The 12193-nt window shown below is 57.8% G+C and carries 11 protein-coding genes; 6 read left to right on the top strand and 5 right to left on the bottom strand.

Going from position 1 to position 12193, the window contains the following annotated elements:
- The first annotated feature begins 99 nt into the window (after window positions 1-99).
- Window positions 100-1041, top strand: a complete 942-nt coding sequence (locus tag ACSZPU_RS18470) for a magnesium transporter (RefSeq protein WP_499001718.1) — start codon at window positions 100-102, stop codon at window positions 1039-1041.
- A 72-nt stretch (window positions 1042-1113) separates the two neighbouring features.
- Here the strand turns inward: ACSZPU_RS18470 and ACSZPU_RS18465 are convergent, their stop codons facing one another.
- Genes ACSZPU_RS18465 through ACSZPU_RS18455 form a run of 3 tightly spaced genes read right to left on the bottom strand, consistent with a single transcriptional unit; the run spans window position 1114 to window position 2959 of the window.
- Window positions 1114-2097, bottom strand: coding sequence for an aldo/keto reductase (locus tag ACSZPU_RS18465; RefSeq protein WP_499001715.1), 984 nt, complete (start codon window positions 2095-2097; stop codon window positions 1114-1116).
- 14 nt (window positions 2098-2111) lie between these two features.
- Window positions 2112-2636 (bottom strand): NAD(P)H-dependent oxidoreductase, encoded by a 525-nt coding sequence (locus ACSZPU_RS18460; RefSeq protein ID WP_499001714.1) that lies wholly within the window; start codon window positions 2634-2636, stop codon window positions 2112-2114.
- A gap of 17 nt (window positions 2637-2653) precedes the next feature.
- Entirely contained in the window at window positions 2654-2959 is a 306-nt protein-coding gene (locus ACSZPU_RS18455) for a DUF1330 domain-containing protein (protein WP_499001711.1), read from the bottom strand.
- A gap of 174 nt (window positions 2960-3133) precedes the next feature.
- Between ACSZPU_RS18455 and ACSZPU_RS18450 the strand changes: the two genes are divergently transcribed.
- Window positions 3134-4102 carry a LysR family transcriptional regulator gene (locus tag ACSZPU_RS18450; RefSeq protein ID WP_499001709.1) on the top strand — a complete coding sequence of 323 codons (969 nt, stop codon included), beginning with the start codon at window positions 3134-3136 and terminating at the stop codon, window positions 4100-4102.
- A gap of 52 nt (window positions 4103-4154) precedes the next feature.
- Here ACSZPU_RS18450 and ACSZPU_RS18445 read toward each other — a convergent pair whose 3' ends face one another.
- On the bottom strand, window positions 4155-4406 hold the full coding sequence (locus ACSZPU_RS18445; RefSeq protein WP_499001708.1) for a hypothetical protein: 252 nt from the start codon (window positions 4404-4406) through the stop codon (window positions 4155-4157).
- 142 nt (window positions 4407-4548) lie between these two features.
- Window positions 4549-5772, bottom strand: a complete 1224-nt coding sequence (gene zigA, locus ACSZPU_RS18440) for a zinc metallochaperone GTPase ZigA (RefSeq protein ID WP_499001706.1) — start codon at window positions 5770-5772, stop codon at window positions 4549-4551.
- 312 nt (window positions 5773-6084) lie between these two features.
- Here zigA and hflK (ACSZPU_RS18435) point away from each other — a divergent pair, with 312 nt between their 5' ends.
- Genes hflK (ACSZPU_RS18435) through ACSZPU_RS18420 form a run of 4 tightly spaced genes read left to right on the top strand, consistent with a single transcriptional unit; the run spans window position 6085 to window position 12000 of the window.
- On the top strand, window positions 6085-7977 hold the full coding sequence (hflK, locus tag ACSZPU_RS18435; RefSeq protein WP_499001703.1) for a protease modulator HflK: 1893 nt from the start codon (window positions 6085-6087) through the stop codon (window positions 7975-7977).
- Window positions 7974-8975, top strand: coding sequence for an SPFH domain-containing protein (locus ACSZPU_RS18430; RefSeq protein ID WP_499001701.1), 1002 nt, complete (start codon window positions 7974-7976; stop codon window positions 8973-8975). The genes hflK (ACSZPU_RS18435) and ACSZPU_RS18430 overlap by 4 nt, the downstream gene beginning before the upstream one ends.
- Window positions 8972-10042 carry a protease modulator HflK gene (gene hflK / locus ACSZPU_RS18425; protein ID WP_499001697.1) on the top strand — a complete coding sequence of 357 codons (1071 nt, stop codon included), beginning with the start codon at window positions 8972-8974 and terminating at the stop codon, window positions 10040-10042. Before ACSZPU_RS18430 ends, hflK (ACSZPU_RS18425) begins: the two co-directional genes overlap by 4 nt.
- Window positions 10039-12000 (top strand): heavy metal translocating P-type ATPase, encoded by a 1962-nt coding sequence (locus ACSZPU_RS18420; RefSeq protein WP_499001695.1) that lies wholly within the window; start codon window positions 10039-10041, stop codon window positions 11998-12000. The genes hflK (ACSZPU_RS18425) and ACSZPU_RS18420 overlap by 4 nt, the downstream gene beginning before the upstream one ends.
- The last annotated feature ends 193 nt before the right edge of the window (window positions 12001-12193 follow it).

Genomic DNA, 12193 nt, shown 5'->3' with positions numbered 1-12193 from the left:
ATACAGCTCAGCTAAGGTAAGGCTAATACAGCTAAGGACTCCACTGAACCCCACCGATTAAATCGCACCTTCCTTAGCGACGATGCCATCGCGCAATATATGCGCCTCGATTTTATTACCCTGGACGCAATGCTCTGCGTGGCACAAGCGCGGGAATTATTTCTGGCGAAATTAAACGATGACGATATTCCTGCCCACATATTTATTGAAGATAACGACAGGCTGGCAGGCATGGTGTCGGTACGGCGACTATTACAGGAGCAAAATACCGAGCAGCCTGTAAAAGCGCTGATGGTGTCCCACTTTCAGCACCTCGAACCGGATGATGAACGTGCTGACGTGGCAGAAAAGCTCGCCCATGGCGGTATCGACATGGTGCCGATTGTGGACAAGGGCAAACTGGTCGGCTGCCTGACCGAGCGCGAAATTGCGCATCTGCTGGAAGATGATGTCACCGAAGACGCCCAGTTGCAGGGGGCGACACTGCCGCTGGAAAAACCCTATCTGGAGATCAGTACATTCAGTTTGTGGAAGAAACGCGCGGTTTGGCTGCCGCTGTTGTTTGTGGCGGAAGCCTATACCAGCACGGTGCTCCAGCATTTTTCGGAGGCGCTGGAGTCCGCCATCGCGCTGGCGTTCTTTATTCCATTATTGATTGGTACGGGAGGAAATAGCGGGACGCAGATTACCTCAACGCTGGTGCGCGCCATGGCGCTGGGCGAGGTACATTTACGTGATTTGGGACGCGTGCTGCGTAAAGAAGCGACAACGTCGCTGATGATCGCCCTGACGCTGGGTCTGGCGGGCTGTGTGCGGGCATGGATGATGGGGATTGGTCCAGAGATCACACTGATTGTCAGCCTGACGCTGGTCTGTATTACCCTGTGGAGTGCGATTGTTTCGTCGATTATTCCGATGGTGCTTAAGCGCTGCGGGATTGATCCGGCGGTGGTTTCCGCGCCGTTTATCGCCACTTTTATTGATGGCACCGGGTTGATTATCTATTTCAAGATTGCGCAATATACGCTGGGGCTGGAATAACAATCGAAGACTGAAGGTTCAGACGTGGTTCGCACGTCTGAACCGTTTTTAATTACGTGCATAGATTCCCGGTTATTTACCCGAGAATTTCATTACTGCATCCGGGTAGCGCGCTCCGCTAATCACAATGTTCGCCTGCTCGATCTCATCCAGATCGGTCTGCTCAAGCGTTACGTTCAACGCGCCGATATTTTCCGCAAAGCGTTCTGTCTTGCGGGTGCCAAACAGCGGAACAATCCACGGTTTCTGCGCCAGCAGCCAGGCCAGAGCAACCTGCGCAGGCGTGGCGTTATGGCGTGTAGCAATGCGTTGCAGCAGCTTAACCAGGCGCTGATTACTGGCGCGCGCATCGGCGGTAAAACGCGGCGTTTGCGCCCGAATATCAGAACTGTCGAACACAGTCCCGGTTTCGATTTTTCCGGTCAGAAACCCCTTTCCGAGGGGGCTAAATGGCACAAAGCCAATGCTCAGCTCTTCCAGAACCGGTAAAATCTCGGCTTCCGGTTCGCGCGTCCACAAAGAATATTCACTCTGCAACGCGGCAATTGGCTGAACCGCATGGGCTTTGCGAATCGACGCCGCTCTGGCCTCGGACATGCCAAACCAGCGGACTTTCCCTTCGGCAATCAGGTCCTGTACCGTGCCCGCTACCTCTTCCATCGGCACGTCAGGGTCCACATGATGCTGATAATAGAGATCGATATAGTCCGTGCCTAAACGCCGAAGGCTCCCCTCAATGGACTGACGAATCTGTTCCGGTCGACTGTTCACGCCGCCGCGATGCTCACCGGTCTTCTGGTCGATATCCCAGCCAAATTTGGTGGCGATTTTGACCTTGTCACGAAACGGAGCAAGCGCTTCCCCGACCATCACTTCATTGGTCCACGGCCCGTACACTTCGGCGGTGTCAAAAAAGTCCATGCCGCTTTCCACCGCATGGCGAATCAGGGCGATCATCTCGCTGCGATCCGGCAGTTCACGCGCTTTCCCGTACCCCATCGCACCCAGTGAGAGTGCCGATACGCTAAGCCCCTGGCCTAAATGACGCTGGATCATATTCCCCCCTGCTCTCAGGCTGTCAGACGCGCCGCAAGCTGGCGCTGGAAATCGGAAATATCGTCTCTGTTTTTCCCCGCCACTTCATAAAACGCCAGCGGCGGCAGCCAGGTCATGCCGACGTACAGCGCGCTGGCCTTCATTGGCGTTAGCACGTCGTCCATGGAGCTTTTGATCAGTCCGTCGTGGGAATAGGTGTACTCGCTGGCCCCTGCGGTCGTCACCACCAGCAGCTCTTTTTCGGCCAGCGCGTTGGCGCCAGGACCAAATGCCCAGCCGTAGGTCCAGACTTCGTTCAAATACGCCTTGAGCGCAGGCGTCAGATTAAACCAGTGGGTGGGATAGAGAAAAACAATGCGCTCTTTCCCTTCACAGGCCGTCTGCTCGGCGGCGACATCAAACCGGGTTACGTCAGGGCCATACAGGGATTCCAGGTTTCTCACCGTCACGCCGGAAACCGTTTCGGCGGTCTCCTGTAGGGCTTTGATAACGCGGGATTGCTGCGGATAAGGGTGGGAAACAATAATCAGCGTGTTCATGTTATCTCCTGATGTGGTTATTCAATATCCTGCGCGATGCCTTCAACCAGCCAGCCATTGGTCTGCGCAGCGGCGTGGCGATAAGGAAGAATCTCCTGATAGTCCACGCTGGCATACCAGGCGCGGGCATCGTCAATGGAAGCAAACTGCAGCTTCGCCAGCGTGCCGTTTGGCGAAGCGCCTTCGACGGTTTCCGCCGCCCCAAGCACCAGTAATGTGCCGCCAAAAGCTTCCCAGGTGGCCGCGACGCGCTGCTGATAGGGCTGCATTGCCTCCGGGTGGTAAATGCGGGCATCAAAAATAAAAAATGTCGGTTTCTTCATCGCTCTCTTCGCCTCGTAATCCAGAAATGTTGACGCGCTACGGGGGAACGCCCCCGGAAGGATGTCATTATTACGCAGCCCATACGAAACATTAATGTCAGTAATGGTTGAATGATAAACAACTTAAAGTTAATAATCGCAACGTGATAACGGGTGGATATAACAGGAGTGGCAATGGATTTATCGCAGCGTGTGCGAGCCGTACTGTCTTTTGTCGAAACGGCGGATGCGGGAAGTTTTGCCGGGGCAGCGCGTATTCAGGGCATCAGTGCGGCGGCGGTCAGCAAGAATGTCGCCGGACTCGAGCAGGCGCTGGGCGTGCGGCTAATGAACCGCACCACCCGTAAGCTGAGTCTCACCGAAGAGGGGGTGGCGTTTCTTAAACAGGCGAGAATTGCCATTGATGCGCTGGATACCGCCGTTGATACCATCGTTGCGCGCAAGATGGAAACGGGCGGCCATGTCAAAATCTCCACCAGCGCCGCGTTTGGCCGATTGCAGCTTCTGCCGGTGCTCCCGGGGCTGCGTCAGCGCTATCCGGCATTGACTATTGAAGCTGACTTTGATGACAGAGTGGTCGACCTGGTACGCGATGGTTATGACATTGCGATTCGCGGCGGCCATATTGCCGACTCCTCGCTGGTATCCCGCCCGGTGTGTCGACTCAATCTGGTGCTGGTCGCATCAACAGCGTATCTGGAAAAACACGGCTGCCCGCGCAAGCCGGAAGATCTGAAAAGCCACAATTTGATTGCCCGGCGATTTCTGGGTGGAAAAGTCTCACCGTGGGGATTTCGCGATGAAGACGGTAGCCTCACCACCCTTGAACCCGATAATGCCGTAGTGACCATTTCGGCACCGGAGGCCCAGGTGCAGGCGGCCTGTCTGGAGCTGGGTATCGCGCAGGTCGGCGTTCACCATGCGCTGGCGCATTTGCAGTCCGGAGAACTCAAGGTTGTACTATTTGGCAGGCACGATCCCGGAAGCTACCAGATGGTGATTCAGTACCCGCACAGAGCGCTTATCGCCCCGCGCGTAACGGCCACTGTGGAGTATTTACTGGCGGCATTCAGACAGGATCCTTCGCTGCATTTTCCGCTGGAGCAGTTAGCTGATTTTCAGTGGCGGGAAGTGGGGAAATAAAAACGGGAGGACATCGGCGTCCTCCCGTTTTTCGTCATTCGAGTCGTGTGATTTATACCTGCTGGCTGCGCAGCATGGTGCAGAACGGGCAGTTACAGCCGCTCACCGGCGTGGCCGCGCAATTGCCAATCGGATTCACATTCGACATTCCCTGCGAACTGATGGCCTGATCATAGATAGCGAATTCCGCCCCGCGTACCTGCTGGCGGGTAAACTCAGCGGGATCTTTATCCTTCGCCTGAAACGCCATGGCACTACCGGAAACAACCGACAACGAAATAGCTACGATCTGACTGATTTTCATAGGGTAATGCCCTCAAAGGGAAGACGTCATGATGTTGAATCGCTGCGTGCTGGCAGCCTGCAACCGCCGTAGAGTGTTATAAAATAACATTCCGAAGCACAATGCAACGTCAACAATGTGACGAAATTTGAGCGGCTATCGGTTACTCGTCAAACCAGGATTCAACCGGATCCGGGTAATGGCTCCACGCGACCAGCCCTTCCAACATTTCCCGGTCGGTGAGCAGCGCACGATCCAGTGCCGCACGCAGCCTGGGTTCATCCATATCCATCCCGATAAATACCAATTCCTGGCGTGCATCACCACTGCCGTCTACCCAGTTGGCCATAATCGCGCTACGCGTTTCCTCATCCTGCGGCCATCGCTCTTTTGGGATACTGACCCACCAGCGCCCTGCTAAACCCTGACGGGCCACGCCGCCTGCCTGAGACCAGGAACCGGCATATTCCGCGCGGCTTGCCAGCCAGAAGAAGCCTTTTGATCGGACGACGCCACTCAGTTCATCCTGCATGACCTGCCAGAAGCGCTGGGGATGAAAGGGCCGGCGGGCGCGATAGACAAAGCTGCGAATGCCGTACTCTTCGGTTTCGGGCGTATGTTCACCGCGCAACTCTTTTAACCAGCCGGGAGCCTGCGCCGCCTGATCGAAATCAAACAGGCCGGTATCCAGTACTTCTTCAAGCGGTACCTGACCAAACTGTGAGGTAATGATCCGCGCTCTTGGGTTCAGGGAGCGCATGATGGCCATCAGTTTTGTACGCTGGCTTTCGGTAATCAGGTCGGTTTTATTCACTATCAGCACGTCGCAAAACTCAATCTGGTCGATCAGAAGGTCTACAACGTTGCGTTCATCCCCTTCCCCCAGTGATTCGCCGCGCGAATGGATGCTGTCCGTCGACTGGTAGTCATGCAGGAAATTAAAGCCATCCACTACCGTCACCATCGTATCCAGCCGGGCAACACGGGAAAGGCTCTGCCCTTCTTCATCATCAAAGGTGAAGGTTTCCGCCACCGGCAGGGGTTCAGCAATTCCCGTGGATTCAATCACCAGTTGGTCAAAGCGCCCCTCCTTTGCCAGGCGGTTTACCTCCAGCAGCAGGTCTTCACGCAGGGTGCAGCAAATGCAGCCATTGCTCATCTCAACCAGTTTCTCATCGGTGCGGGACAGCTCAGCACCCCCTTCCCTGACCAGCGCGGCATCAATATTCACTTCCGACATATCATTAACGATAACGGCCACGCGTCTGCCGTCACGGTTATGCAAAATGTGGTTCAGCAGCGTCGTTTTCCCTGCCCCGAGAAAGCCAGATAAGACGGTCACCGGCAGGCGGTTGTCATTTTTCACATTCATCGTGGTGTGTTGCATCGTTTATCCATCCTCTCAGCTCTGTATGCGTTACTTTGTCAAATCAACACAATTGCTATGTTATAACATAACAATTTAAGCCATCACCACCACAAATTGTGTTGTTAACGTGAAAGCGGTTAGCGAGAGGCGCAGACAAGCAGGCGTGACAAAAGGCCAGATGAGATTTGCGGAAACATACAGAAACTAAATAACACACGCTTCATTCATATTGTAAATGTTATCTTATAACATTCATTATTCGTCAGTTTTTCGTTTCATCCCTCGCGATTCTGGATTGACACGAACAGGGACGAAGAAACTGGAGAATATATGGTGCAAACACCCTCACCTGAGCCATCGGCTCGGGTCAATTCACTGTGCCAGCGTCTGCTGATTACCCAAACCTGTTTGTACTGCATTCTGGCACCGGCCGGGGCAGTGTATCTGTTCCTGCAATTCTTCTCCGGGGGCGGTTTTTGGCTCTGCGTCATGCAACTGATCCTGTCAGCGACCGGCATCGCACTGGCCTTTGTGGAAAATTCGCTGCGCTGTCATGGGCTGGTGGTAAACGTACCGCAGCCGGAAGGTCCGCCTGCGCCAACGCCGTCCCGCCGTATCCTGCCCGCCGGGCTACAGGCATGGCTTAACCATTTCAGTCAGCATCTGCTGGTCACCGTTGTTTTCGTTCTGCTGGCTACGGTGTTTGCCATTGCCAACCTTGTCGCCGCGCCGCCAGTGACGGACACCCACACGCCCGATCTGATGGTTATTGGCCTGTTCGTGGTGCTCAGTTTTACCCTGCTGGTTGTCGAGCGCATGCTCAGCTTTAAGGCCATACGCGCCATGCAGCATCAGCGTGAACATGTTGGGCTGGCACGCATTATGCTCAGCGTTATGCTGTTAATAACCGCTGCGCTGATGACTGAGACAGCCTCGGTGCTGCTGGCGCTGTGGCTGATCAAACTCGCCAGCCTGCTTACGCTGCTGGTGGCGCTGGAATATCTGCTACGCACGTTCGCCTCCCTGGTCGACCCCCTGCCCGCAGACAATGCGCCGCGCTTTCTGACCCGCAGTTTTATCATCGCGCTTTATCAGTGGCCGCCGCGCCCGCTGGCCTTTGTGCTGGATACGCTAAAACAGCGCTTCGGGGTTGATATCCGCCAGATTCAGGCCTTCCGCCTGATTGGACGTCGGGTACTTCCGGTGACCTGCGCCATGGCGGTACTTGGCTGGTTGCTCAGCGGCCTGACGGAAGTCCAACTGCATCAGCGCGGTATTTACGAACGCTTTGGTCGCCCGACAGCGGTGCTGTCGCCCGGTTTGCATGTGGGATTACCCTGGCCGTTCGGACGCGTGATTGCCGTTGAAAACGGTACGGTGCATGAATTGCAGCTTGGCGATATCGCCGACAGCAAACAGAGCCAACCAGAAGCAGACAGCGCCGAAGGCCCGGCGCCGCAGAGTAGCTGGCGGCTTTGGGATAATAACCATACCGCCGATCAGTCGCAGGTGATTGCCAGCACGGCCTCCGCCAGCCAGAACTTCCAGATCGTAAATATGGATATCCGCCTGATCTGGCGCGTCGGCTTAACCGACAGCGATGCGCTCCGCAGCCAGTATCAAACGGAAAGTCTGCCCACGCTGATTCGCAGCATTGCCCGCCAGGTGCTGGTCAAGCAGTTCGCCAGCGAGCAACTCGATGCGCTACTCACCGAGCAGCAGGCCACCCTCGCGACCACGCTAAACCAGCAAATTCAGCAGCGGCTGAACGCGTTACATACCGGCGTGGAGCTGCTGTTTACCCGCATTGAAGCCATCCATCCGCCGAGCGGAGCGGCAGACGCCTGGCACGGCGTCCAGGCCGCGCAGATTGCCGAAAACGCCCTGATTGCCCGTGAAAAAGGCTATGCCGCGAGCGTGGTGAGCGAAGCGAAAAATCAGGCCCTCACCCACATTAATGATGCCCAGGCAAAGGCAGCGGAGAATCTGGCGCAGGCCCGGTCTGCTGCCACCCTGTTCGCCGCCGAACATCAGGCATGGCAACAGGCGGGCGATGCGTTTGTCACCGAACGGCGCTACCAGATCCTCAGCCAGACCCTGGCCCATACGCCGCTGCTGATTCTGGATAGCCACCTTCAGGGCGCAAACCAACCGGTACTGGATTTTCGCCAGTATCCCGCATTATCCGACAGCACCGCACCGCAGAAGGCCAGCGCCAAATGAAGATCCACGCGATAACCTCAACAAACACACTTTCAAAAGTCGGTGAGAAACAAGCCCCATTCCCCTCGCCCAAAGGCCGGACAGGCACGCTGCGTATTGCCATTGCGCTCGGTCTGGTGCTGCTGGCGATTCTCACGGCCAGCCTGCTGGAGGTACGCGCAGGGAGTGCCACGGTGGTGACCCGCTTTGGCAATCCGGTACGGGTATTGCTTGATCCTGGCCTCGCGTGGCGGCTTCCGGCCCCGTTTGAAACCCCGCTGGATGTCGATTTACGTATCCGTTCCACCTCCAGCGGCCTGCAGGATGTTGGCACCCGCGATGGCCTGCGCGTACTCGTTCAGGCATGGGTTATCTGGAAAGTGAAACCCGACGATAGCCACGTGCTGCGTTTTATTCGTGCCGTGCAGAACCAGCCGGATGAGGCCGCTCGCCAGATTCGCACCTTTATTGGCTCGGCGCTGGAAACCACCACCGGTAACTATGCGCTGGCGGATATCGTCAATGTTGACAGTAAACAGTTGAAAATCGTCCAACTGGAACAGCAGCTCCAGGTACAGCTCCAGTCACAGTTGCTCAATAGCTACGGGATTGAAGTGGTACAGACCGGCATTGAACGCCTGACGCTTCCTGCGGTGACGCTTAATGCGACCGTCGACAGAATGCGCGCCGAGCGTGAAACCATCGCCACCGAGCGCACCGCCGAGGGCAAGCGCCAGGCGGCAGAAATCCACGCCACCGCCGACCGTGACGCACGTATTCTGGAAGCGGATGCCGCCGTGAAAGCCGCGGCCATTACCGCCGATGCCCAGCGCGATGCGGCAGCGATTTACGGCAAAGCCTGGGCCAGCGATCCACAGCTATATACCCTACTCCGCTCGCTGGATACGCTGAGCACCATTGTGAACGGCAACACCCGAATGGTGTTACGAACCGACGCCGAACTGTTCCGCACCCTGGTGCAGGGGCCGGGCGATGCGCCAGAGGCTAAACAGCCATGAGACCCGTCCCGCTTAACCGCACGCCATGGGGGCAATCGTATCGCATCGCCTTCTTTGCGCTCTACGCCACTGCCCTCTTCGCTGCGGGCGCATGGTTATTTTCCTGCATTCACCAGGTGACACCGGACAGCCGAGCGGTGGTCTTTCAATTCGGTAAAGCCACGCGCGTTGTGAATGCCGGTTTGCTGCTCGCCTGGCCCCATCCGATCGATCGCGTGGAATTGGTCCCGGCGGCAGAACGGATTCTGGAACGTGATGTGCTGATCATGCGCCGTAACCAGCAGCTGGAGCAGGTTAACAGCTGGGAGCGCGACGGGGATGCGGGCGCAGGCGCGGGCTATCTGCTGACGGGGGATGCCGGAGTGGTGCAACTTGACGTGCGCATCTTCTGGCGCGTTAGCGACCCGGTCCGCTTTGCGCTACAGCAGCCGCACATCAATCCGCTGATTGACCGCCTGACCGAGCGGGCTGCTGCCATCGTCTGCGCCGGACGTGACCTGGACACCATCCTGGTGGCAAGGCCGGAGATGCTGCAAAACGATCAGCACGCCGCCGAGGAGCGCACCCGTCTGCGAGAGGATTTCAAACAGGCTCTGTTACGGAGTCTGGCGGATATGTCAACCAGCGATAATGATCCCGGCATCACCATTGAGCGTGTGGATATCTCGTCTTCGTTACCCACCAATGCCGTCGCCGCGTTTAACGCCGTTCTCACGGCCAGCCAGCAGGCGGACCAGGCGGTTGCCGCTGCCCGCACCGATGCCACATTACGCATGCAGCAGGCGCAACAGCAGGCCGACCGCGTGCTCCAGCAGGCGCAGGCCAGCCGTGAGGAGACCCTCGCAAAAGCGCGCGTCGATACTCAAACCATTCTGCAACTGGCGCAGGCCCAGCGTGATGGCAAAGACGGAGGGCTGTTGCAGCGCCTGTGGCGTGACAAAATCACCCGGATTCTGGCTCAGGCCGGACAGGTGATTACCGTCGCGCCGGGCGATGACAGCCGCCTGATCCTCCAGGGCCTTGCCGCCCAACCCTCTCCACCGCCAGCAAGCGAGCAAAAACCATGAGTCATTCATGCGGGCATGGTCATGTTCATTTTAGCGGTTCCCTGCAAACGCCAGCGGAACAACGCCGGATGTCGCGCCAGCTCACGCTGGCGATGCTCACCATCGGCCTGCTCATTCTAAGCCTGCTCTGGCGGGCGATGGCCCCCGAGCAGCCGGCAATCAGCGATATCCTGGCCGGGGTTGCCTGGCTGCTGGTTGCGCTGCCCGTGCTGCGTGCCGGCTGGCATAGCCTGCTCCATCCGGATCTGCATGGCGTTACCGACCTGCTTATCGTGCTGGCGATGCTCGGTGCGTGGGCACTGGGGGATTTGATGACCGCGGCGCTATTGCCGGTGATCATGATTTTCGGCCATATCCTTGAAGAGCGCAGCGTAATGGGAACCCGCCAGGCCATCGCTGGTCTGAGCAAGCTGACCCACAGTCGGGCCCGGCGCGTACGGGCAGACGGTACGCTGGAAAACATCACCAGCCACCAGTTGCAGACGGGCGATGTTGTCGAAGTACGTCCTGGCGATCAGCTTCCCGCCGACGGGCGCGTCTTGTCAGGGCAGGCCAGCCTGGATGTCGCTTCCATTACCGGTGAATCGCTGCCGGTGGAAACCGCACCGGGGATGTCCGTATTTGGCGGCACGCTCAACCTGAACGGCCTGCTGCGGGTGGAGGTCACGCACACCGGTGAGCACTCTACGCTTGGCAAAGTGATCGCGCTGATGAAAGACGCGGAGCAGGCCAAACCGCCGATTACGCGCATGCTGGAACGCTATGCCGGCCACTATCTGATCCTGGTGCTATCGATTGCCGCCACCACCTGGTTTTTAACCCTGGATAGCCAGGCGATGCTGGCGGTGCTGGTCGCCGCCTGCCCGTGTGCACTGGTGCTCTCGGCCCCGGCCACCGCCATGGCGGGGATTGCCGTCGCCGCCCGCCACGGCATCCTGATACGTAACGCCGCGTTTCTCGAAGAGCTGGCGGATGTCGATGCTGTTATCGTCGACAAAACCGGCACCCTGACTCAAGGGCACTTACGGCTTGTCGATGTGGTGCTGGCAACCGCACGCTCGCGCGAATCCGTATTGCAACTGGCCGCCGCGCTTGGGGCCACCAGCACCCATCCGGTCAGCCAGGCACTGGCGGACGCAGCATCACCGCAGACTGAGCTCAACGATATCGAAGAGATTCAGGGATTAGGGATTACTGCCTCCGCCCCGTCGGGACAGGTGTTGATGGGACAAAAAGCGCTGTTTGACCGCCACCAGATAACCGTTACGCCGCTGCCTGCACACGACGGCCCGGTGGTGGGAATTGCCGATGCGGGCGTTTTCCTTGGCTGGTGTCTGCTGGACGATACCCTGCGCCCTGAGGCGGCCGAGGCCATGTCCACTTTGCGAGTTCTGGGCATCGACAGACAATTGCTGCTTACAGGCGACCGCGTGGCGGCAGCACAGCGGGTGGCACGGGGAGTTGGCATGAGCGAGTTTATCGCCGACGCGCTGCCCGGTGAAAAATTACGCCAGGTACAACAGGCCGTTGAGGAAGGCTGGCGACCGCTGGTCGTTGGCGATGGCATTAACGATGCGCTGGCGCTCAAAGCGGGTGCCGTGGGCGTCGCGATGGGCGGAAATGGGGCTGACATCGCGCTGGCCTCTGCCGATGTGGTGCTGACCGGCAGTGACTTACGCCGCCTTGCCACCGCCATCCGCCTGAGCCGCCGATGCCGGGCCACGCTACAGGTTAATGTGTTCATCGGCCTCGGCTGGACGGTAATGATCGTCATCGCCGCCGCCATGGGGCTACTCGGCGTTGCGGGCGCGCTGGTGGCGGCGATACTGCATAACCTGAGCACGCTGCTTGTGCTGCTGAATACCGGGCGCTTACTCCAGTTTGATGACCGGGAAACACAACCGTCTCAGGCGCAGGATAACGTCATTATCTCGCCAGATAGCCAGCAAAATCGCTGAGCGTAATAAGCGCCTGCGTCACGACCTTTTACTCCATCACAGGGGCGTGACGGAGGCGTAGCGTAACGCACTTATTTTCATCGCGACGACGGCAATCCCTCAAATATCCTCACGATTAAATGGCGGATTCAACTCCGAAGTGCAACGCTAAGCCGCCAATCTTAGCTCTGCAAACACCACAGACGGTTGCCTG

This window comes from Phytobacter sp. V69 (assembly GCF_965644215.1).
Lineage (GTDB): Bacteria > Pseudomonadota > Gammaproteobacteria > Enterobacterales > Enterobacteriaceae > Phytobacter.
The sequence above is the reverse complement of the archived record's forward strand: the minus strand, read 5'-3'. Positions and strand labels throughout refer to the sequence as shown.